We start from the raw sequence: 24578 nt of genomic DNA, 5'->3' as shown, positions 1-24578 counted from the left end.
CAACATTCACTTTGGCGTTGAATGCTATCTCCTTATAATTGCCTATTACTGATACGTCGTTCATCTTTGCCGTTAACGACTGAATATCACTAAATATAGAACACTTGGTCCGGTTCGAGCGCTTTGTTCTTGGCAATATGAACGTCCGTATTGCTGCACAAAAACAGTCGATAGATGAGTACATCCACTTCTTCGCCGACGGTAAACATGTTGGCCTCAATCGGCTGTTCCGCTTCGAGTATATGCTCGCCGATACGAATTTGCATGCTGAGCCTTGTGCCTTGGAATGTCACCGCTTCTACCACGCCCTGCTCTATAGCACTCTTATTGCCATGGTCGGCGTCTTTTTTGAAAACCGCTACAAATTCCGGCCGAATAATAGCCCAGTCGAAATCGTCTTCTTTGTCAAAACCGACTAATTTCTCATAATTCATGATGCCTTTAGCTTTACCCATGAAACCGGCCACGAACGGCGTTGCCGGCGTACCATAAATTTCTTCAGGTGTGCCCATCTGCTCGATACGGCCATTGTTCGTTACGATGATTTCATCGGCCAGTTCGACTGCTTCTTCCTGATCATGGGTTACGAAAATACTGGTAATCCCGGATTTTTTAATCGTCGCCTTAAGCCATTGCCGTAAATCATGCTTTACTTTTGCATCGATAGCCGCAAACGGTTCATCCAATAGCAATACATGCGGTCTTGGAGCCAACGCACGGGCAAAGGCCACACGCTGCCGCTGACCGCCGGACAATTCCCCCGGATAGCGATCTCGTAAATTAGCAAGGCCCACCAAGTCCAGCAATTCGGTAACACGCTTTTCAATTTTGCCTCGATCTTTATTTTGTACGTCCAAGCCGAACGCAATATTATCAAACACCGTCATATGACGGAATAAGGCGTAGTTTTGAAAAACAAACCCGATGCCGCGTTTAGCCGGTACGATTTCATTTACGCGCTGACCGGCAATATGAATATCCCCTTCGTCGGGATGTTCAAGCCCTGCCAACATACGTAGGATTGTCGTCTTCCCGCTGCCACTGGGTCCCAATAAGGCCACGATACGGCCTTCCGTGATTTCAAAGTTAACATCTTTCGATGCTTCATAATCGCCGTATTGCTTATATATTCCGGTCATCGCCACATAGCTCGATGACGCCGCCGACGTTACGCCCATTTAATCACCTCAAATTCTCTCTTATCTTCTTCAAGTTATATTCTTATACTTTATGTTGTATATAGCTACTTATTTTACCCTCATTGGCTGACGTTTATTCAATCTAAACGCTCTAATCGCCGGCATGACCGACGCGATGTTCCACATAGGCTCTTAGTAAGAGCAATAATACGGACATCAATACCAATAAAGAGGATGCCGCAAAGGCTGCCGTTACGCCCGTCGCCGAACCTGACATATATAATGCGTCGATCTCGAGCGGCAAGGTAAAGGTGCTGCCGCGAGCTTTTGACAAGGCTGCTACGGCCCCGAATTCCCCCAAAGCACGAGCCGCACACAATAAGACGCCGTATAAAAAAGCCCATTTAATTTGCGGAAAGGTTACTTTCCAAAAAACGGTCAATCCCGATGCCCCCATGAGGACCGCCGCTTCTTCCTCTTCACGTCCGCGCGTATGCATGATGGCAATCACTTCGCGGAACACGAAAGGCAAGGTTACAAATATAGTTGCCAAGAAAACACCCGGTAAGGCAAAGACAACGCGCCAATTCGTGCCAAGCCACTGATTAATTGTATCTAAAATCCCATAGCCCCAGCCGATGCGGCCGAATACCATGATAAAGGCAAGACCTGCAATAACCGGTGAAATGGAGAACGGCACATCGATTAAAGTCATGAGGAATTGTTTCCCCTTGAAATCGAATTTACCGATACAATATGCTGCACAAAGGCCGAAGAAGCCACTGACTGCAACGGCTACTAAAGCTGCTAAAAGCGTCAGCCCCAAAGCGGATAACACATACGGTGTGGTTATAGCTTTTAAGTAAAAGCCCCAGCCCTGTGCCAACGAACTGATTATCACAGTTACCAGCGGGAAGACCAACATTAAGATTACAAAGATAAAGCCTAATGTAATCAATGTATTTTTCACCCATTTTGACTGTTTCATATTATCGACCTCCTAACCGCCGTGCCTGACGAAGCTGCATCAAGTTCACGGTAAGCAAAATTAAAAAGGCCAATACGAGGAGCACCAACGCCATGGCAGTTGCCCCCTCATAATCCACATAATTGAGTTTTTGCATAATCACATAGGACACGACTTGCGTCTGCGCTTTAGCACTGTTCCCGGAGATATAGATAACGCTACCGTACTCACCAAGCCCTCGGGCAAAAGCCAAGGCAAAACCGGCTAGACCGGCCGGTAAGATTTCCGGCAAAATAATGCGTCTGAAAATCGTAAAGTTATTGGCACCCAATACGGCGCCGGCTTCTTCGTAAGAACCGTCAAGTTTTGCCAACACAGGCTCCACGGAACGAACTACGAAAGGAATACCCACAAATACTAAGGCTATAATAATACCTATTTTTGTATAAACAATGGATACGCCCAATTTAACCAAGGCACTGCCTAAGAGGCCTGTCTCGGAATAGAGTTTGGACAAGGTAATGCCCGCTACTGCCGTCGGTAAGGCAAACGGTAACTCGATAAGGCTGTCGATGATACGCCGTCCCGGGAAGGTGTAACGCACCAAAATCCACGCCAATAAGGTTCCGAACACGAGGTTAATAGCGGCCGCCACAAAGGCGGTGGTTAAACTCGTGGCAAAGGCATGCCATACAACCGGTTTTGAAATAGCCTGCCAGAAGGCGGCCGGTGGGATTTGTAAGGCAAACCCCAATATGGTACCGATTGGCAAAATCACGATAATGGATAATATCGTCAGTGTCACGCCTAGAGTTAAGCCAAACCCCGGCAATAAACGCGGTGTTTTCGCCTTTTTACCACTCGTCTGACGCTTAGGACCTTCGATTCGTACCGGTGTAGCCCGTTTAATTTCATTTAACTGATTCTGCTCGTTCATAGACCCTCCTATTCATCGCGAATTGTATCGAATAGGGCGCCATCTACGAAAAAGCGCTCATAAGCGGCCGACCACCCGCCAAAATCTCGAATTGTCACCATGCGTGCCGGAGTGGGATACTTAGCCGCTACTTCCTTCATAACGTCCGGATTCGTCGGTCTGAAACCGTATTTAGCAATGAGTCGTTGACTGTCCGGTTCGTAAAGATGAGCCAAATACTCATGAGCCACGTCATAGGTGCCGTGTTTTTTGGCGATTTCCGCCACTACAGCCACACTCGGTTCCGCTACTATCGAAACGGACGGCATTACGATTTCATACTCGCCGGGATAATGTTCCATAATCTGTTTTGCTTCGTTTTCCCAAGCGAGCAACACATCGCCTTGCTTGTTTTCAACAAAAGTCGTCGTAGACGCGCGAGCCCCCGCGTCCATTACGGTCACATTGTTATATAATTTTTTGACAAAATCATTCCCTTTAGCGGTATCGTTATTAGGACCTTCACCATAAGCATAGGCCGCTAAAAAGATCCAACAAGCGCCCCCGCTGCTTTTAGGATCCGGTGCAATCAAGCGCACACCCGGTTTTACCAAATCCGACCAATCTTTAATTTGTAGCGGATTGCCTTTACGAACCAGGAATACTACCGTGGACGTATAGGGTGCCGAATAGTTCGGCAATTGTGATTCCCAGCTGGAGTCTAACAGATGAACCTTCTGCAGTAGATTCACGTCTTGAGCCAGCGCCAAGGTCACCACGTCGGCGTCAAAGCCTTCCACCACGGCCCGAGCCTGATTGCCCGATCCGCCGTGGGACTGATGAATTTCTACATCCTTACCGGTTCGTTCTTTATAATATTTTGAAAAATCGGCATTATATGCCTCGTAAAACTCTCGAGTCGGGTCATAGGATACATTCGTCAAGGTTGTCACCTGACTGTTATTCTGCGACGAAAACGAATGACCGGCTCCCCACAGCATAGCCCCCACTATGCCTACCGAAAGAAGTACGTACCAACCTCTTCGTTTCATAATTATAACCTTCTATCTTATAAACTCTCTCTTTGGCCGTTACTCGTTCTCGGCCGTAGCTTCTTTCCCAAATCATACTGTTTATTGTGAAAAAACCGAATTGCTATATGAATCTGTACTCTCAGCATCTTTGACGGATTCATATATCTCATTCAGATTAATTTTTAATTCCTACAATTTTAACAGGTATTTATGGCGCACGAAGTGCGTAAAATGTAAAGCTGTGTTTGATTGTACTTTTTAAATCATACATTGTCAATAGGATATGAGGTAATTGAAAACAATATAAATACTATAGTATATTATATGTGATTCTAGTTGAATATTTTTCTCAAAATTACAGACTGATATCTTGTAATATAGTTGGTTATTTGGCAATTTTTAGGGTTATGTACGGGATTTAATGTAGGTGTCAGATTTTAAATGAAATTGTTTATCAGTAAATATAGGGCGATTCTATTATATATAATAGATAATATATATATGTATTTGGGTCATCTATGAATTTGTTATTCAAATGAGGGGAGAGGTAGTTCGTATTGCTTAGGTAGATTGACTTTTTTAGTGCTAAAAGGCTAGAGGGAGAAAGCTCTATTGATTTTGTGCGTGGCCGCATTGCTTCGCTCGCTGCCTTTTTTAGTGCTATAAAGGCTAGAGGGAGAAAGCTCGATTGATTTAGGGCGTAACCGCATTGCTTCGCTCGCTGCTTTATATATTACTTAGTAGACGCTGAGTACGTCCGGCTCTAATCAGCGACTACCTATCATTCTCGCTACCGCTCGAAAGAAAGTGATGCAATACGATTTGCGCGTCGCTTTGCTCCTTCAAATCGTTTGCCCTACTTTTCCCAGCTCCGCTTCCTCGTTGTGCTTCTAAGATAGTAAATACCTGTACAAGATTGGCTGGAAGCTCTCTGAGTACGACATCATTTGCGACTACCTTATCTGTTCGGATGCTGTGGATTTTGCTACGCAAAATCTTACGCCCCGAACTACGCGATGCTCTATGCTTTATGCGTCGCTGCGCTCCTATAAAGCATGAGCCCTGCGTATCCCACGCCGCTATTGTACCTTTACCGTACTGCACACCTCTACAATATTGGCTGGAAGCTCTCTGAGTCCGGTATCATTTGCGACTACACTATCATTCTCGCCATCGCTTCACTCGGCTCGAAAGAAAGTGATGCAATACGATTTGTGCGTCGCTTTGCTCCTTCAAATCGTTTGCCCTACTTTTCCCAAGGCCAAGGCCTGGTCGGATAGGTAGTCAATACAACAAAAAAAGACACACCTTTCGGTGTGTCCTTTTAATCAATCAGCGACTACCTATCCTCCCAGGCCGCTTCCAGCCAAGTACTTTCGGCGTATACGAGCTTAACTACTGTGTTCGAGATGGGAACAGGTGGATCCTCGTAGCTATCGCCACTGAATTTGTCAGAGCTTGTACTCTGAAAACCACATAGAAGTGTAGATTATGTAAGTTACACATTAGATAATTCTTTGATTTGGGTAGGTGCTCTAGGCACTTATTTATGTTGTGTCGCTCCCCAAATTACAATATACCTTGTGTCCGGCGCCTGTGGATTCTTTTTCAAAGAATCTTACGGCTCGGACTAAAAGATTCACACAAATTTATGCGTCCCTTCGGTCCTGTAAATTTGGTTCACTATTTAAGTAAAGCCCTCGATCTATTAGTACCAGTCAGCTCCAAGCCTCACAGCTCTTCCACACCTGGCCTATCAACCATGTCGTCTACATGGGATCTTACTAACTTATGTTATGAGAAACCTCATCTCAAGGCTGGTTTCACGCTTAGATGCTTTCAGCGTTTATCCGTCCCGAACGTAGCTACCCAACTGTACCCTTGGCAGGATAATTGGTACACCAGCGGTTCGTCCACTCCGGTCCTCTCGTACTAGGAGCAGCCCCCTTCAAGTTTCTTGCGCCCGCGATGGATAGGGACCGAACTGTCTCACGACGTTCTGAACCCAGCTCACGTACCACTTTAATCGGCGAACAGCCGAACCCTTGGGACCTACTTCAGCCCCAGGATGTGATGAGCCGACATCGAGGTGCCAAACCTCCCCGTCGATATGGACTCTTGGGAGAGATTAGCCTGTTATCCCCAGGGTAGCTTTTATCCGTTGAGCGATGGCCCTTCCACTCGGCACCACCGGATCACTAAGCCCGACTTTCGTCCCTGCTCGACCTGTCCGTCTCGCAGTCAAGCTCCCTTCTGCCTTTACACTCTTCGAGCGATTTCCGTCCGCTCTGAGGGAACCTTTGGGCGCCTCCGTTACATTTTCGGAGGCGACCGCCCCAGTCAAACTGCCCGCCTAAGACTGTCCGGAAGGGTGTTAGTCTTCCCGTTAGAATTCAATTATGGAAAGGGTGGTATCCCAACAATGACTCCACTAAGACTGGCGCCCTAGTTTCTAAGTCTCCCACCTATCCTGTACATTCAATAACTAAATTCAATCTTAGGTTGCAGTAAAGCTCCATGGGGTCTTTCTGTCCAGTCGCGGGTAACCTGCATCTTCACAGGTACTTCAATTTCACCGGGTCCCTCGTTGAGACAGTGCGCAAGTCGTTACACCTTTCGTGCGGGTCGGAACTTACCCGACAAGGAATTTCGCTACCTTAGGACCGTTATAGTTACGGCCGCCGTTTACTGGGGCTTCAATTCAGAGCTTCGGATTACTCCTAACCCCTCCTCTTAACCTTCCAGCACCGGGCAGGTGTCAGCACCTATACATCAGCTTTCGCTTTAGCAGGCACCTGTGTTTGTGGTAAACAGTCGCTTGCGCCTCTCTTGTGCCACTCATTCATGCTCCAAGCGTTACTGCTCTTCACACTACATGAGTCCTCCTTTTCCCGAAGTTACGGAGGCATTTTGCCGAGTTCCTTAACGAGGGTTTTCCCGCGCACCTTAGGATTCTCTCCCCGCCCACCTGTGTCGGTTTCGGTACGGGTAGTATGTCTCTACCTAGAAGCTTTTCTCGGCAGTGTAGAATCAATCAGTTCGTCACTATCGCCAGTAACTCCTCATCACGCCTCAGCTTTCGAAATGGTGGATTTGCCTGCCACTTCACCTACACGCTTAAACACGAATTTCCATCCTCGTGCTGACCTATCTTACTGCGTCACTCCATCGATCAAACAATTCATACTAGTACAGGAATTTCAACCTGTTGTCCATCGCCTACGCTTTTCCGCCTCGGCTTAGGTCCCGACTTACCCTGAGTCGACGATCGTTGCTCAGGAACCCTTAGGCTTTCGGTGGAAAGGATTCTCACCTTTCTTTTCGCTACTCATACCGGCATTCTCACTTCTTACCAGTCCACAGCTCCTTCCGGTACTGCTTCAATCCAATAAGAACGCTCCCCTACCCAAATGCATTACTGCATTTGCCACAACTTCGGTTCTGTACTTTAGCCCCGGACATTTTCGGCGCAGAGTCTCTCGACCAGTGAGCTATTACGCACTCTTTAAATGTTGGCTGCTTCTAAGCCAACATCCTGGTTGTTTTAGAAATTCCACATCCTTCGCCACTTAGTACAGCATTAGGGACCTTAGTTGGTGGTCTGGGCTGTTTCCCTCTTGACTATGGGCCTTATCACTCATAGTCTGACTCCCATGTATAAGTATAGCCATTCGTAGTTTGACTAGGTTCGGTACCCGGTATGGGCCCTAGCCCGATCAGTGCTCTACCGCCTATACTCTCTCCATGAGGCTAGCCCTAAAGCTATTTCGGGGAGAACCAGCTATCTCCGTGTTCGATTGGCATTTCACCCCTATCCACAGCTCATCCCAAAGCTTTTCAACGCTCACGAGTTCGGTCCTCCACACAATTTTACCTGTGCTTCAACCTGGCCATGGATAGATCACTACGGTTTCGGGTCTACTATCACTAACTATTCGCCCTATTCAGACTCGCTTTCGCTTCGGCTCCATGTTTTCCACTTAACCTCGCTAGTAACAGTAACTCGCCGGTTCATTCTTCAATAGGCACGCCGTCGCGCTGCAATTATACGCGCTTCGACTGTTTGTAGACATACGGTTTCAGGTTCTCTTTCACTCCCCTCCCGGGGTGCTTTTCACCTTTCCCTCACGGTACTATGCGCTATCGGTCCATACTGGTATTTTGCCTTGGAGGGTGGTCCCCCCTGCTTCCCACAAGGTTTCACGTGTCTCGTGGTACTCTGGATACTGTCCCGTGCATGCAGGATTTCGATTACAGGGCTTTCACCTTCTACGGCTGTGCTTTCCAACACGATTCTTCTATCCCATTTACACTTGATGACAGTCCTCAACCCCGGTTCGGTTTCCCGATCCGGTTTGGGCTCTTCCCCGTTCGCTCGCCGCTACTAGGAGAATCTCGTTTGATTACTCTTCCTCTGGGTACTTAGATGTTTCAGTTCCCCAGGTGCCCTCCTCATACTCTATGGTATGGGTGACAGAACATAACTTCTGCCGGGTTCCCCCATTCGGAAATCTACGGGTCGAAGGTTGCTTGCACCTCTCCGTAGCTTATCGCAGCTTACCGCGTCCTTCATCGGCCAGTATAGCCAAGGCATCCACCGTACGCCCTTAAAATCTTTACTTAGATTTTTAAGACTTGCGTCTCGCCTGTAGCTTAACCTACTCTTTATAAATCAGAGAATTTTTTCCTAATGTGCTTGGTTAAACCATTTGGATTACTCCAAGAGGCTTACCTTACATATTAATTATCTATCTTCTATGCAGTTTTCAAAGAACAATGCTCATATATAGTTATATGAACTTGAGAGTCTTTGCAGATCTCTCAAAACCGAACAATGTAGGTTACTGTACGAAGTACAGCGCCAAAGTGTCGACCTAAGTGACATCGAAGAACCTGTCTTCGTGTATGTCTCCCTAGAAAGGAGGTGATCCAGCCGCACCTTCCGATACGGCTACCTTGTTACGACTTCACCCCAATCATCGACTTTACCTTAGACGGCTGGCTCCCGAAGGTTACCCCACCGGCTTTGGGTACTTCCGACTTTCGTGGTGTGACGGGCGGTGTGTACAAGGCCCGGGAACGTATTCACCGCAGTATGCTGACCTGCGATTACTAGCGATTCCGACTTCACGTAGGCGAGTTGCAGCCTACGATCCGAACTGAGAGCTTGTTTCTGGGGTTTGCTCCACCTCGCGGTTTCGCTTCCCTCTATTAAAGCCCATTGTAGTACGTGTGTAGCCCAGGTCATAAGGGGCATGATGACTTGACGTCATCCCCGCCTTCCTCCGCATTGTCTGCGGCAGTCTCTCATGAGTTCCCACCCGAAGTGCTGGCAACATAAGATAGGGGTTGCGCTCGTTGCGGGACTTAACCCAACATCTCACGACACGAGCTGACGACAGCCGTGCACCACCTGTTTTCTGGCTCCCGAAGGAGAAAAACAATCTCTTGTTTCGTCCATCAATGTCAAGACCTGGTAAGGTTCTTCGCGTTGCGTCGAATTAAACCACATACTCCACCGCTTGTGCGGGCCCCCGTCAATTCCTTTGAGTTTCAGCCTTGCGACCGTACTCCCCAGGCGGGGTACTTATTGCGTTAACTCCGGCACAGAAGGGGTCGATACCTCCTACACCTAGTACCCATCGTTTACGGCCAGGACTACCGGGGTATCTAATCCCGTTCGCTCCCCTGGCTTTCGCGCCTCAGCGTCAGTTGTCGTCCAGAAAGCCGCCTTCGCCACTGGTGTTCTTCCTAATATCTACGCATTTCACCGCTACACTAGGAATTCCGCTTTCCTCTCCGATACTCCAGTTCCATAGTTTCCATCCCCTCACGGGGTTAAGCCCCGCACTTTTAAGACAGACTTATGAAACCGCCTGCGCGCGCTTTACGCCCAATAATTCCGGACAACGCTTGCCACCTACGTATTACCGCGGCTGCTGGCACGTAGTTAGCCGTGGCTTTCTATTCCGGTACCGTCAAATCTTTGCATTATTCACACAAAGACCATTCGTCCCGATTAACAGAGCTTTACAACCCGAAGGCCGTCATCACTCACGCGGCGTTGCTCCGTCAGACTTTCGTCCATTGCGGAAGATTCCCCACTGCTGCCTCCCGTAGGAGTTTGGGCCGTGTCTCAGTCCCAATGTGGCCGTTCATCCTCTCAGACCGGCTACTGATCATTGCCTTGGTGGGCCGTTACCCCTCCAACTAGCTAATCAGACGCAACCCCCTCCTTCAGCGATAGCTTATAAATAGAGGCCACCTTTCAATGAGCTTCGATGCCGAAGTTCATTCGTACGCGGTATTAGCAACGGTTTCCCGTTGTTATCCCCCTCTGAAGGGCAGGTTGGTTACGCGTTACTCACCCGTTCGCCACTAAGATCGATAGAAGCAAGCTTCCATCTCTCTCCGTTCGACTTGCATGTGTTAAGCACGCCGCCAGCGTTCGTCCTGAGCCAGGATCAAACTCTCCAAGATATCTTGGAGCTATTTGCTAGCTCGTTTTTCGTTGTTGTCAGCTTAACCGAAGTTATCTGACTTAGAATTTTTTGGTTGGTTTCAACGTTGTTGAAACCCGCACTCTGGCTATGTTCATTTCGTTAAAAATGATTACCTTACATTGTTCAGTTTTCAAAGATCTGCTTTATCGCTTTACCTTAGGGGCTTGCGACAGCTTAATCAGTATATCGCAATCAGTTTATCGTGTCAAGCACTTTTTTAAAATTTCTTTTAAAAAGTTTTGCTGCGAAAACAGAAAGAATATACATCACTTTTTCAAAATAACCCGCTTCCAATTGCTTGAAGGCGGTCACTTGATGTCCCGTGATTGAGGACATGAACTATCATACCCTTTTTGCCTATGGTTCGTCAACCCCTTTTTACTAAATATTTTTAAGATTTTTAATTAAACACATTATTCCTTCAAGCGTGGACAACACATGCTTTTACCTCATGTATCACCTTTAACTGCATATAGTAGTATATATATATTAATTGTACCTCTTGTTGTATAAATACACTTTAAACCCACTACTTACAATTTTGTCCCACCCCATACCTTACCGATTATGCATACACCCCCTTAGCATGAGTTATAACTAACCTTTATACGTTACACATGCTTAAACTATGCATTTAAATTGACACTCCTATGTTATAACCATATAATAAAATTATAAAACAAATACAGTCCCCTATAGGCGCTTTTTAAGCTTAATAGAGAAGTCGGTGCAAATCCGACACGGTCCCGCCGCTGTGAAGTGGAGTTCCTTTTTATTATGTCACTGAACATTATGTTTGGGAAGGCAAAAGGAATGATGAAGCTGAGTCAGAAGAACTGCCTAAGGAAGCATGTCGTTATACCCGCGATAGACGGGAAGATATGGTGTGATTCTTTTCGCATACAATCTTACCGTTTTGCAGTCTTGCTGTGAAACGGTATTTTTTTCGAAACTACTTCCTATTGGAGACTGCCCGGTACATCCACTTATATGGCTCTTCGGTAGGAAGTTTTATTATTGTTATAGGAGGAAACAATATATCCCACCGCGTTATTTATGAGACACAGTAAGTAAGTCCAACTGCCGCTCGCCATCTCACAGCGCGAGGCTAAGCGACAAAACGGTTTTACCTAATCATAGACGCAACGAAGCCACATAGTGTTGTATATAGCGAATGCATCAATTTTCTTGCATTTCATATTCTATTTGCTATGTAGAAAGGATTCGTACTATGGAACATAAGCAGCAGACTCTAGCCGTTTCAAGGCAAAATGGGCACGAGGAATTGCCCGCTGTCACCTTTGACGAGTTTGAAATTCCCAGTTATGACGAATGGCAGGCCGCCGTTGAAAAACTGTTAAAAGGTAAGCCTTTCGATAAGAGTATGTTCACGAAAACTTACGAAGGTATTTTATTTCACCCAATTTATCGTTTAGAGGATCAAAAAGAATTAACCCACCCTTACACCTATCCGGGATTAGCGGATAAGCTCCGCGGCGCGCATGCCAGCGGCTATATCCACACACCTTGGTCAATCGCTCAGCGCTGTGATGCCAAAACCATCAGCGATGCCAATGCCATGGCAGCTTTCGAGCTCGATAAAGGCAGCACGGTTGTAAGCATTACTACCGACAGCTTAACACAACAAGGCATCGATCCTACCGATGGTACTGACGAAACATTCATCGATACCGGCGTTTCCTTGAGCACAGCCGAAGATGTAAAAGCTTTATTAAAAGATATTGATGTTAACAAGCATGAAATCGAATTATTCGGCGGACCATCTGCCGTTAATCTCATCAGTGCTGTATCCATCGCCTGCAAAGCAGCCGGGTTAAAATCCGCCGAATTGCACGGTGCTATTGCTGCCGACCCTATCGGTTCTTTACTCCGTTTTGGCAAAGTAAATCGTCCGCTCGACGAACTCTATGATGATATGGCTCATACGATTCACTGGGCTAAAGCACATGCACCTAATTTAAAAACAGTCCTCGTTGATGCCGATGTATATCACAACGGCGGGGCCAACGGTATTCAAGAAGCAGCCTATGCCCTTCATACCGCTTTGACTTATATGCGCGCTATGGAACGTCGCGGTATTGATGTTGATACATTCTGCCGTCACATTCGTTTCCATTTCAGCGTAGGCGCTACGTTCTTCATGGAAATCGCCAAACTCCGCAGCATTAAAATGCTATGGTCTCAATTGGTTCGTCATTGCGGCGGCGACGAAGAAGCCCAACGCATCAACTTATATGTAAGCACATCCGCTTTTTGCCAAACTGTGTATGATCCGTACGTTAACTTATTGCGTGCCGCATCACAGTCCTTCTCCGCTGTAGTAGGCGGCGTTGACGGCATGAACGTGTATCCGTTCGACCATTGTATCCGTCCGAGCGATGAATTCTCCCGCCGTATTGCCCGCAACATCCAAATCATGGAACAGCATGAATTCAACTTCATTCAACCGGTTGACCCGGCGGGCGGTAGCTGGTACCTCGAACCGTTAACGGAAGAGTTCACCGAAAAATCCTGGGCTAAATTCCAGGAATTGGAAAACATGGGTGGCATTACGGAAGCCATCAAAGCCGGTAAGGTTCAAGAAGCTGTTCACAGCATTTTGGAAGACCGCTTCAAAAAATTGGCAACTCGCCAAGACCGCGCCGTTGGTAATAACATGTACCCTAACATGACCGAAGAATTGCTCGAAGTCCCTGAAATCAATAAAGCAGACCTCTTAAAGCAACGCTTGGACGAACTTGCCAAGCAACGTAAAACAGCCGATGAAAAAGCCATCGACGAAGCTTTACAAGTTCTTAAAGACTCCGACTTCAGCGAACCGATGTCGCTTATCGGCGCTGTGAAAACGGCCCTTAACGCAGGTGCTACTTTCGGCGAAATCACAAACGCCCTCGCCACCGATAGTCAAGGCGAATCCGTTTCACCAATCGAAGCGCATCGCTGGACCGAACGTTATGAAAAATTACGCCGCACGACCGAAAAATTTGTAGCCGAAACCGGCGACAATGTTCATATCTTCTTGGCTAACATGGGTCCTATCCCGCAACATAAAGCCCGTGCCGACTTTGTTACATCCTTCATGCAGGTTGCCGCCTTTGACGTAGCCTTGAACAACGGTTTCAAAACAGTGGAAGACGCCGTAGCCGCCGCCCTTGAATCCAAGGCGGACGTAGCCATTGTGTGCTCCACCGACGACACCTATCCGGAATTGGCACCGGCCGTTACGAAAGGCATCAAAGCCCAGCGCCCTGAAATGAAAGTATTCCTCGCCGGTGCTCCATCACCTGAACTAAAAGAAATGTGTGATGCTGCCGGTATGGACGACTACATCAGTGTACGCTCCAACTGCTACGAAACACTGTTACGGATGCAACAAGAAAAGGGGATGATTAAATAATGGCTAAAATACCTAATTTCGCAAATATCCCATTTGCCGGGGCCGAAGCCAATGAGCAAGCGGCTCAGGAATGGCTTACTCAGTTAAAAGCTGAAACAGGCAAATCCTTTGATGAAAACTTCTATCGCACGATGGAACAAATTGACGTGGCACCGCTGTATGACCAAGGTGCCTATGCCGATTGCAATCACTTATCCTATATGGCCGGTTTACCGCCATATTTACGCGGACCATACGCTACCATGTATGTAACCCGCCCTTGGACCGTACGTCAGTACGCCGGTTTCTCCACCGCCGAAGAATCCAACGCCTTCTATCGTCGTAACCTCGCAGCCGGTCAAAAAGGCTTATCCATCGCCTTTGACCTTGCTACGCACCGCGGTTATGACTCCGACCATCCGCGCGTAGTGGGTGACGTTGGTAAAGCCGGCGTAGCCGTTGACTCCATTCTCGACATGGAAATCCTCTTCTCCGGAATTCCACTCGATCAAATGTCCGTATCCATGACAATGAACGGTGCCGTTTTGCCAATCATGGCGTTCTACATCTTAGCCGGTGAAGAACAAGGCGTTGATAAAAAAGTTATGGCCGGTACGATTCAAAATGACATTTTGAAAGAGTTCATGGTACGTAACACCTATATCTATCCTCCGGCCGCTTCCATGCGTATTATCGGCGATATTTTCGCGTATACATCCAAATATATGCCTAAATTTAACAGTATTTCCATTTCCGGCTACCATATGCAAGAAGCCGGCGCTACCGCCGATATTGAGTTAGGTTACACCTTGGCGGACGGTCTTGAATATCTCCGTACCGGTACCCAACACGGCTTAACCATTGACCAGTTCGCCCCTCGTCTGTCCTTCTTCTGGGCTATGGGTAAAAACTACTTCATGGAAATCGCCAAAATGCGTGCGGGCCGTATGTTATGGGCTAAAATCGTTAACAGCTTCAATCCGGAAAACCCTAAATCCATGGCGCTTCGTACGCATTCACAGACATCCGGTTGGAGCCTCACCGAACAGGATCCGTTCAACAACATTACCCGTACTTGTATCGAAGCTATGGCGGCGGCTCTCGGCCACACCCAGTCGCTTCATACCAATGCGCTTGACGAAGCTATCGCCTTACCGACAGACTTCTCGGCCCGTATTGCCCGTAATACACAGCTTTATATCCAGGATGAAACCAAGGTATGTAAAGTTATCGACCCATGGGGCGGTTCCTACTATGTAGAATTCTTAACCAACCAATTGATTCGCAAAGCCTGGGCTCATATTCAGGAAATCGAAGAATTGGGCGGCATGAGTAAAGCTATCGACACCGGCCTTCCTAAGATGCGTATCGAAGAAGCGGCCGCTCGTCGCCAAGCTCATATTGACTCCGGTAGTGAAAAAATCGTCGGCGTTAACTATCTGCGCTTAGACAAAGAAGATCCGCTCGATATTCTCGAAGTAGATAACACTACCGTACGCTTGGCTCAGATTGAACGTCTTGAAAAATTACGCGCTAATCGCGACAACGACAAAGTTCGTCAATGCCTCGACGCCATCACGCATTCCATGGAAACCGGCGAAGGCAACTTATTGGAATTAGCCGTAGAAGCCGCTCGTGCCCGTGCGTCCAAGGGTGAAATTTCCGATGCCGTTGAAAAAGTGTGCGGTCGTCATAAAGCGATTATCCGTTCCATTTCTGGCGTATACAGCAGCGAGTTCAGCGATGATGACGTTATCTCCGAAGTACGTCAAATGACCGATGACTTCGAAAAACGGGAGGGTCGTCGTCCGCGTATCTTTATCGCTAAGATGGGTCAGGACGGTCATGACCGCGGTGCGAAAGTTATTGCTACCGCCTTCGCCGATATGGGCTATGACGTAGATATCGGACCTTTATTCCAAACGCCGGAAGAAGCAGCACAAGACGCCGTGGACAATGACGTTCACATCGTCGGCATCAGCTCCTTGGCAGCCGGCCATAAAACACTTATGCCGCAACTCATCGAAGAGCTCAAAAAACGCGGCCGTGAAGACATCATGGTTATCATCGGTGGCGTAATTCCGGCTCAAGATTATGATTTCTTATATGAACACGGTGCCGCCGCCATCTTTGGCCCCGGTACCATTATCCCAGTATGCGCGAAGAAAGTACTCGAATTGTTAAATGAACGTCTAGAGGAGTGATACTATGACGGAACGATATAAACCGTCCTGGGTTCCCGAAGCAGATGATGATAAATTCGCCTGCCGCGTTATGCGCGGCGTCAATGACAGTCCTTTGCGTAATACCTCAAGCACACCACCTAAACAAACCGGCGGCAAACGACCGGCCAAACTTACCGTCGATGATTATGTGGAAGGCATTTTAAGCGGCAACCGCATGATGCTGTCCCGCGCCATTACCCTCATCGAAAGTAATGCGGCTGCCCATTTTGAAATGGCCCAGCAGGTTATTCAAAAAGTCTTGCCATACACCGGCAAAGCGACGCGTATCGGCATCACCGGGGTACCGGGCGCCGGTAAATCTACCTTTATCGAATGCCTCGGCACCAAACTTTGCCAAGAAGGTCATAAAGTGGCCGTTTTGGCGGTCGATCCGTCCAGTACCGTAACGGGTGGCAGTATCTTAGGTGATAAAACTCGTATGTTTACCTTATCGCGGCAGGAAAACGCCTTCATTCGTCCGTCCCCTTCGGGCGGGACGCTAGGTGGCTTAACCCGTAAAAGCCGTGAAACCTTACTTCTTTGTGAAGCAGCCGGCTATGACACAATTCTTGTCGAAACCGTCGGGGTCGGTCAAAGTGAAACCACCGTGCGCTCCATGGTCGACTTTTTCCTGTTAGTCGTACTAACCGGTGCCGGTGACGAACTGCAGGGCATGAAAAAAGGGGTTATCGAGCTCTCCGATGCCATCGTGGTCAATAAAGCGGACGGTGACAACAAACCGAAAGCTCTGATTACGAAATCGGAATATAATCGGATTCTCCATTTCCTCCGCCCCGCCACGGAAGGGTGGACTACCCAGGCATACACTTGCTCGGCGTACACCGGCGAAGGCGTTATGGAGCTTTGGCATGATGTTATTGAAAAATTCATCGAACAATGCCAAGCCAACGGCGTCTTACAGGAGCGTCGCAAACAGCAAACTATGTCGTGGGTATACTCCATGGTGGAAGAGCATCTTCACAATTTATTCTATCGGGCGCCGCGTATCATTGCTTGCAAAGACAGCGTGGAAGACCAAGTGCTCCAAGGCGAGCTGACACCTACCTTAGCGGTGCAGCAGCTCATCAATACATTTATTGAAGAAAAATTGGAGCCTATCGGATCTAAAAATAATCCGATACTCAAATAGGCAATGTCCGTATCGCGCGGCTCGCCCTAATATCCCGAGGCCGGCACAAGCGCAGTAGTGCCTTGTGCCATGGCCTTACAGGTTTTCACAACGCCTTACAACCGGAATCCACAGAAAGGAGGCCATCCGATTGACTACACAAAATCAAGAAAATGACTACAAAGTGCCTCAAGGATTACTCGACCTTGTATCGCGCCGTTATAATGTGGAAATTATCGACAGTCACTATATTTTGGTGGACGATAAATTCAACCGTTATAACATTATGTATGATATTCGCTTACCCCAAACCGTACAGACAGCGCTCCGCTCAAAGTACGGCCCTAACGATACGGGTATGCATGTTAAATGGGAATTTATAGAGTCAACTAATAGCGTGCGCTTTTATTCGGAGATTGGCAACAATATACTCCTCCTCTTAGATAGCGTTATGCCCACAAATGACAATGCTATTTAAGTGTTTATATAGCTGACCCCTTAAAACATTACTCACACCCACCCAACGCTACTCTATAGTTTTCATTCTGTGTAGCCCATAAGAAAAGCGTAATGCAGAGATTCATCGAATCCAATTGCATTACGCTTTTTCTTTTTATGTATTTAATTGTGTATATTCACTTATATATTTGCTTGTGAATAACTTTTTGCTAAAAACTTAACCACTAGCCTGTGTATAAGTAGTGCTTTTCGGTGGATAAGTAGTGGATAAGTGTAAATTATTTGTGTATAAACCAGTGATTAACTGTGAATAAGTCACCCTATTTTAGTGGATAACTTTTTACAATATGGCCGCCTGACAACCGTTTCACACAGAAGAAGACTATACTAACTCTTTGCTGAGCCAAATGGTATGCCATTCATCCAGCATATCATAGAACTCTATATAACCGTGCCGCTTCCAGAAGGCACAGCCTTTGGTAAGGAATTTATGCGTATTCAGACATAAATGAGTATAACCAAACTCTTTGGCTCTTGCTTCCAGTACCTTATAAATCTGACGTCCATAGCCACTACTTTGAGCCTTCGGCGAAACATACACGCGCGATATATAGCCCCAAGTTGATGCATCCACGCAATGGGGCGGGCGACGATGGTGAGCTTCTAAAGGACTTACACAACCGGTTCCCATGACTTCGCCATTTTCATAGAGCACATAGAAAGAACTTCGTTTATCCGGTGAATAATGCTCCGCTAATTGTAAAAAATACTTATTATGCTCACTATCCAAAGGCCTTCTATAATGCAAATGCATTTGCTCAACTAAGAATTGATAAATCGGCTCCCGCGGCGTGTCCGGGGTAATCAGTTCAATATTTGCCATACCTAATAAATCAGCCTCCAAATACCTACATCATCCTACTATAACGCCTTGGCAGTCCCTACTGCCTTCACCTTATAATACGACCGGTTTGCGATGCTCCGTCACTTCAAATACAGCCGCTAACAGCTTACGTGTATAAGGATGTTTAGCTTCTGTTAAATGTTTCGCCGAAATTGCTTCCACCACTTCGCCGTTATACATCACAACTACTCTATGGCATATACTGCGAATTAAGGCAATGTCATGAGCAACAAATAAATACGTTAGATTCTTTTCCTTTTGCAATTTAACGAGCAATTTAGCAATCGAATCTTGTACGGATACATCAAGAGCCGAAGTCGCTTCGTCAAATACAACAATATCCGGCTCCAACACTAAGGCACGGGCAATGGCCACCCTTTGACGCTGACCGCCACTCATTTCATGAGGATAACGTTTGGCAAACGTGCCGTTAAGCCCAACCATCTCCAAATACTTGGTGGCAATAGCCGTGGTTTCTCCTTTTTTCAAAAGACCGAAATTATACAAAGGTTCACAAATAATATCTTCAACTGACATACGCGGGTCAAAGGCCTGCGAGGAATCCTGGAACACCATTTGAATCTTGCGGCGTTGTTCGCGCTTTTCTTTGGCCGATGCTTTGGAAATTTCCACACCGTTTAAATAGATTTCGCCACCGGAAGGTGCTGTCATTTGCATAATCATCTTCATGAGCGTACTTTTACCGGAGCCCGATTCACCAACAATCCCCAGCGATTCGCCGCGCCATAAGGACCAACATACTTCTTTACAAGCTTGCAACGTGCCACCATTCGGCAACGAGAAATTTTTACAAAGACCTTTAACTTCCAAAATCGGAGTGCCTACGCCGTCAGCCGCCGCCATTGAAGTATGAGTGCCGTAATTTTCAGTATAGGCTACGGCTTCCTTATTCAACTGTGTCGACATAGCGTGTCCCTCCTAACGTCGGTACGGCTTGCAATAACTGCTGGGTATAAGCGGAATGCTCTTTGAAAAGAACATCATCCCGTGAGCCGTAATCTACCACTTTACCTTGTTGCATAACCATGATTTTATCCGCCATATGAGCGGCTACCCCGATGTTGTGGGTTACCATGATAATGCCGGTGCGACTTTTTTGGCAAAGCCGCATCAATTCCTCTACAATCTGAGCCTGCGTTGTCACATCAAGGGCCGAAGTCGGTTCATCGGCAAGCAACAAGTGTGGCGTGAAGGCCATCGCCATGGCAATCCCCAAGCGCTGACGTTGACCGCCGCTAAGTTCAAAGGGATACCGTTTCAAAAAGTCCTTATCCGCCGGCAAGGATACCATTTTCATCAATTCGATGGCTTTCGTTTCCGCCGCCCCTTTATCTAAATCACTGTGGCGACGAATATGGGCAATGAACTGTTTGCCGATGGTCTGAATCGGGTCCATAGCACTGCCGCTATCCTGGAAGATCATGGAAATATCGGTGCCCCTATATTTCCGCCATTCTTCCTCAGACCATGTAGCAATATCTTGGCCGCGGTAATTAGCGCCGCCGGCCACAACATGACCTCCTACGGACAACAAGCCGATTAAGGCACGAATGACCGTGGTTTTGCCACTGCCCGACTCACCTACAATAACGAGAATTTCGCCTTCTTCTAAGGAAAACGTAACGTCTGTCACAGAAGGCGCCGCTTCACCATAGGCTATGCTCAAATTATTTACTTCTACCAGTGCTGCCTCCCGTGTCATATCGTTTGCGCACATCCTTTCGTATTGCTTATATAACAAAGATTTTTCAAAATATTATATATCACCTAATAGTATTTCGTATCAAAACAACGATATACAAATGAGCTTATTTAGAAATATCGTTCGTAATCCAGTAGTAATCGGATGGGAACATAACTACACCTTTAAGTGCTTTATTGGCAATGATATTAGTCATTGGGTAACCAAGGTATAAAGCTGCACCGTCATTTAAGAGAATCTGCTGTGCTTCAATAATTAATTGTTTACGAACAGCCGGATCGAATTCAGTAGACAATGCATCTAATTTAGCATCGAATTCAGGATTGCTGTAACCGGAACCATTTTGCGGATTATCGCCGTTAACATTAGTTTTCCAGTACCATTTGAGGAATGTTTCAGGGTCACCGGTATTCGCTGTTACGATATTGGAGATAAGCAAATCATAATCTCCGTCGATCCCCATTTTATCGATTAAGGTATAGTCAACCGTTTTAATTTTTACATCTACGCCCACTTTACGAAGGTCAGCTTGTACCGCTTCAGCGAAGATAGGTAACTCAGCACGACTGTTGTATACTACGAAGTTAACGGACAACGGACGACCGTCTTTATCTAAGATTCCGTCGCCATCGGTATCTTTCCAACCGGCTTCTGCCAATAATTGTTTAGAGCGGTCAGGATTGTACGCATTTGGATCAGTCAATTGATTAAAACCATAATCCATGGATGGTGGAATCGGTGCTTTACCCGGAATGAAGGTGCCTTTTAAGAGTACATCTGCATAGTTTTGACGGTCCGTAGCGCTGATGAAGGCAGCACGCACTTTAGGGTCGCCCAATAAGCCTTTTTGATTGATACGCGCCAATACTACGCGCAAGGAAGCAATTTCATCAACCTGGAATTTGTCGTTCCCTTTGAAAAGATCGATTTCGCCCGGCCCAATGTTAACGGCCATATCTACTTCACCGGATTGTAATGCCATAGCACGAGTATTAGGGTCTTCAATGGACGGCACTTCTACAGTTTTGAACGGTACGGAACCATTCCAGTAGTTTTCATTAGCTTTTAACACGGATTTATCTTTACTGTACGAAACAACGGTGTACGGGCCGGTTGCAATCGGACCTTCTTTGGCAAAGTTACGGCCATCTTTTTCAGCTTGTACGTCAACAACGAGGAATAAAGGATCCGCTAATAAACCGGGCATGTTCGGCATAGGTTTTTTAGTCTTAATAATTAAATCCTGACCGTTGGCTTCAATAGAATCATATTCGAAGAATGTACTGGCACGTTTAGCTTTAGCAAAAGCACGCTCAATAGATTCTTTTACTTCAGCAGCCGTTACTTTTTTACCGTTAGAGAATTTAGCCTTATCATCAATCGTAAATGTCCAAGTCAATTTATCATCAGCCAAGGACCATTTAGATGCTATCCAAGGTTTAGCCACCATGGATTTGTCAAACTTGGTAAGCGTTTCACCGATACCGTAACGCATAACTACCCAAGCATAGAAGTTATCGGTAGGCTCCAACGTATCCGCAAAGTTGGTTACCCCTACTTTTAACACATCTTTGTTTTCTGCAGAATCACTGCCGCAACCGGCCAAAAGCGATGCCGCCAATACCACGCCTAAGCCACCGAGTAGCGCTTTACGCCAGAATTTTTTCATAATAACATTCCTCCATAAAAATACCTTTAACAAATTAACACACAGTTTGATTAACGCTAACACTCAAGATGAAATTATATAAATCCCTAACGGGTATCATCTGACAAAATGTAAATACGAAATTCTCCCATTAACCTATATAAAGATTCCGTCTCTTAGCCTCTGTTTTGACGCGGATCCAAAATATCGCGCAAGCTGTCACTCCAAAGGTTAAAAATAGATACTACGATAAGAATAGCCGCCCCCGGGAAAATCATAAGCCATGGTGCCAACTGTAAATATTGACGACCTTCATTGAGCATTAACCCCCATTCCGGTGTCGGTGGTTGTGCCCCGAAACCGAGGAATGAGAGACCGGCTACTTCGAGCATCATAACGCCAAGGTCCATGCTGGCCGTTACAACGACGAGCGGCATAATGTTTGGCAACACGTGACGACGCAAGATAACGGCCGACGTACCGCCACTCATAATAGCGGCCGCTATATAATCTTCCTGACGAACTTTAATAACAAGACTTCGCACTAAACGCGCATATTTAGCCCAACCTACAATGGTGAGCGCCAAAATGGTATTGCCTACGCTACCGCCCATAATACCGGCAATAGCGATGGCAAGCACGATGCCCGGAAAAGAAATCATGATGTCGCAAAGACGCATGAGCACCATTTCAACTTTGCCGCCGAAATAACCGGCCAAAGATCCTACTAAGGTACCGATGGACGCAACCAACACAACAATGGTAAAGCCCATGAATAAGGATAAGCCGGTGCCGTAAATGATACGCGACAATACGTCACGACCTAATTTATCCGTCCCGAACCAATGGGTAGAACTCGGCGCTTTTAAGGCATTGCTTAAATTCGAAGCAAACGGATCGTTCGGCGTAAGCCATGGTGAAAAAAGAGCTATCAATACAACCAATAAAACTAAGGATGTATAGAAGGAGAAAGCTTTATGTGTTCTAATAAACTCTTTCATTATTTACTCCCCCTTCTCAATCTAGGATCCAAGAGCGTATACGAATAATCGATTACACCATTAATTAACATATACGCAATAGAAGCCCAAAGTACGAAACCTTCAATTAACGGATAATCACGGAAAGTAATCGCCTGTACGGCCATTTTACCAAGCCCCGGCCACGAGAATACCATCTCTACAACCGCAACCCCACCAAGCAACCAGCCCATGGACATACCGAAGATGGTAAGTAGTGGTAAAAAGGCATTTGGCAAAATATGTTTAAACATGATTTCCGTATTTGTCATACCGCGTGCTCTAGCACCTACGGCATAATCTTTATTGATTTCTTCCAAAACTACCAAACGTACCTGGCGCATAAATTTTGAAATTAACGTAAATGCCAAGGTAAAAGCAGGTAAAATCGCATTTTTTAACGAAACGGTTGCCGTCGCAATCGGGGCAATACCCAATTTATAGCCAAAAATGTAAAGCAACATAAGACCAAGCCAGAAAGCCGGTATGGAAATACCGATAAATGCAATTCCGCGGAAGAGGTAGTCAGGCCATTTATTCTGGTAGATAGCGGCGATAACCCCCATGGGAACGGCTATGACGAGTAGCATCACAATTGTTACACTCGCCAACATAAGTGTACCCGGTAAGGCCTCCATCATCTTATCTACAACAGGTTTCTTGGCTGAATACGACATTCCAAGATCCCCTTGCACCGCATGAGACAACCAATTACCATATTGCACCAAGAACGGTTTATCTAACCCCAATTCCTGCCTCGTATGATCAATCAGTTCCTGTGAAACCATGGTATCCGCGGTTTCCAAAATCATGAGCACAGGGTCGCCCGGCGCCAGAAAACTTAAACTGAAAGTTAAAAATGTAACCCCAATTACCGTCACCAACACCTGCCCCAAATGCTGCAGTGTTTTTTTAAACATTCCTGTCCCCCCCTAATATACTCAATTTTCAAACTTACACTATCAACATCTATGAATCCTTTTTAGACAATATCGTTTTAAATCAAACTTCTATTATAAAAATTCATAAAATTTAGTAAATAAAAAAACTCACCCTTGAAAGAGTGAGTACGCAAAACAAATTTTAGTCAAATTAACCCCATAACACATCCCATTAACTATGTGCAACAGTCAATTTGTTATAAGCAGGCTTTCTGGCTCATGATTCATCGTTTATTTCCAGCCTTCCCAGTTTCCCAGTGACTCCTTGTTGAAATAAACTCCTCATTTACAGCTGTTTCCAGCATAGGATTTGCACCTATTTTCCTCTTAAATCGCTCGGCATACCCGACACTTACAACACTAAGATCTTTTATAGAAGTTAGTCAGAGTATATTATTCAATTTCGAAAATAAAATCCTTTATCACTAATATATTAGCGTATTTATTGTAAATGTGTCAATAAAAAGTCAGGAATTTTTAGCCGTTTTAAGCTATTTTATAGAAAAATAATTCATTATATTGATAGATTCCTATGTTTACTCAAATTTTCTTTAATTTATTATACCCTAGTAGG

14 protein-coding genes, 3 rRNA genes and 2 riboswitches are annotated in these 24578 nt (G+C 46.2%); of the genes, 4 read left to right on the top strand and 13 right to left on the bottom strand.

The window, feature by feature from the left end; translation table 11 throughout:
* Window positions 1–89: 89 nt before the first annotated feature.
* The 7 genes from CCC71_RS01925 to CCC71_RS01895 all read right to left on the bottom strand — a co-directional run bounded on the left by CCC71_RS01925 (window position 90) and on the right by CCC71_RS01895 (window position 10536).
* The gene (locus CCC71_RS01925) at window positions 90–1178 is read right to left on the bottom strand and encodes an ABC transporter ATP-binding protein (protein WP_021840427.1); all 1089 of its coding nucleotides are present in this window, start codon (window positions 1176–1178) and stop codon (window positions 90–92) included.
* A gap of 112 nt (window positions 1179–1290) precedes the next feature.
* Window positions 1291–2127, bottom strand: a complete 837-nt coding sequence (locus tag CCC71_RS01920) for an ABC transporter permease subunit (RefSeq protein ID WP_021840426.1) — start codon at window positions 2125–2127, stop codon at window positions 1291–1293.
* Window position 2128: 1 nt separating this feature from the next.
* Window positions 2129–3043, bottom strand: a complete 915-nt coding sequence (gene cysT / locus CCC71_RS01915; protein ID WP_156704504.1) for a sulfate ABC transporter permease subunit CysT — start codon at window positions 3041–3043, stop codon at window positions 2129–2131.
* Between the two features lie 8 nt (window positions 3044–3051).
* Window positions 3052–4074: a sulfate ABC transporter substrate-binding protein gene (locus tag CCC71_RS01910; protein ID WP_021840424.1), complete on the bottom strand. Its 1023-nt coding sequence runs from the start codon at window positions 4072–4074 to the stop codon at window positions 3052–3054.
* Window positions 4075–5386: 1312 nt separating this feature from the next.
* Window positions 5387–5503: ribosomal RNA gene (gene rrf, locus CCC71_RS01905) — 5S ribosomal RNA — on the bottom strand.
* Window positions 5504–5744: 241 nt separating this feature from the next.
* Window positions 5745–8677 (bottom strand): 23S ribosomal RNA (locus CCC71_RS01900).
* Between the two features lie 296 nt (window positions 8678–8973).
* Window positions 8974–10536: ribosomal RNA gene (locus tag CCC71_RS01895) — 16S ribosomal RNA — on the bottom strand.
* Together the 16S, 23S and 5S rRNA genes form the textbook arrangement of a ribosomal RNA operon.
* 703 nt (window positions 10537–11239) lie before the next feature.
* Window positions 11240–11417, top strand: a riboswitch (cobalamin riboswitch).
* A 373-nt stretch (window positions 11418–11790) separates the two neighbouring features.
* On the opposite strand from CCC71_RS01895, the gene CCC71_RS01890 reads away from it, so the two are divergent.
* The 4 genes from CCC71_RS01890 to CCC71_RS01875 all read left to right on the top strand — a co-directional run bounded on the left by CCC71_RS01890 (window position 11791) and on the right by CCC71_RS01875 (window position 17788).
* Entirely contained in the window at window positions 11791–13977 is a 2187-nt protein-coding gene (locus CCC71_RS01890; protein WP_296332730.1) for a methylmalonyl-CoA mutase family protein, read from the top strand.
* Window positions 13977–16160: a methylmalonyl-CoA mutase gene (gene scpA / locus CCC71_RS01885; RefSeq protein WP_295241524.1), complete on the top strand. Its 2184-nt coding sequence runs from the start codon at window positions 13977–13979 to the stop codon at window positions 16158–16160. Before CCC71_RS01890 ends, scpA begins: the two co-directional genes overlap by 1 nt.
* Window positions 16161–16164: 4 nt before the next feature.
* On the top strand, window positions 16165–17331 hold the full coding sequence (gene meaB / locus CCC71_RS01880) for a methylmalonyl Co-A mutase-associated GTPase MeaB (RefSeq protein WP_021840297.1): 1167 nt from the start codon (window positions 16165–16167) through the stop codon (window positions 17329–17331).
* A gap of 130 nt (window positions 17332–17461) precedes the next feature.
* Window positions 17462–17788 (top strand): hypothetical protein, encoded by a 327-nt coding sequence (locus tag CCC71_RS01875; protein WP_156705432.1) that lies wholly within the window; start codon window positions 17462–17464, stop codon window positions 17786–17788.
* 363 nt (window positions 17789–18151) lie between these two features.
* Here the strand turns inward: CCC71_RS01875 and CCC71_RS01870 are convergent, their stop codons facing one another.
* From CCC71_RS01870 to nikB, 6 genes are all read right to left on the bottom strand, one after another.
* Window positions 18152–18652, bottom strand: coding sequence for a GNAT family N-acetyltransferase (locus tag CCC71_RS01870; protein ID WP_296332728.1), 501 nt, complete (start codon window positions 18650–18652; stop codon window positions 18152–18154).
* Between the two features lie 72 nt (window positions 18653–18724).
* Window positions 18725–19537, bottom strand: a complete 813-nt coding sequence (locus tag CCC71_RS01865; protein ID WP_156705595.1) for an ABC transporter ATP-binding protein — start codon at window positions 19535–19537, stop codon at window positions 18725–18727.
* Between the two features lie 43 nt (window positions 19538–19580).
* Window positions 19581–20396, bottom strand: coding sequence for an ABC transporter ATP-binding protein (locus tag CCC71_RS01860; RefSeq protein ID WP_021840301.1), 816 nt, complete (start codon window positions 20394–20396; stop codon window positions 19581–19583).
* Between the two features lie 106 nt (window positions 20397–20502).
* Window positions 20503–22065 (bottom strand): ABC transporter substrate-binding protein, encoded by a 1563-nt coding sequence (locus tag CCC71_RS01855; RefSeq protein WP_021840302.1) that lies wholly within the window; start codon window positions 22063–22065, stop codon window positions 20503–20505.
* A gap of 155 nt (window positions 22066–22220) precedes the next feature.
* Window positions 22221–23045: a nickel transporter permease gene (nikC, locus tag CCC71_RS01850; protein ID WP_021840303.1), complete on the bottom strand. Its 825-nt coding sequence runs from the start codon at window positions 23043–23045 to the stop codon at window positions 22221–22223.
* Window positions 23045–23983, bottom strand: a complete 939-nt coding sequence (gene nikB / locus CCC71_RS01845; protein ID WP_021840304.1) for a nickel ABC transporter permease — start codon at window positions 23981–23983, stop codon at window positions 23045–23047. Before nikB ends, nikC begins: the two co-directional genes overlap by 1 nt.
* Before the next feature lie 206 nt (window positions 23984–24189).
* Window positions 24190–24375, bottom strand: a riboswitch (cobalamin riboswitch).
* Window positions 24376–24578: the final 203 nt, after the last annotated feature.

It is taken from the genome of Veillonella sp. LMAG:90 (assembly GCF_008679445.1).
Classification (GTDB): domain Bacteria; phylum Bacillota; class Negativicutes; order Veillonellales; family Veillonellaceae; genus Veillonella_A.
The sequence above is the reverse complement of the archived record's forward strand: the minus strand, read 5'-3'. Positions and strand labels throughout refer to the sequence as shown.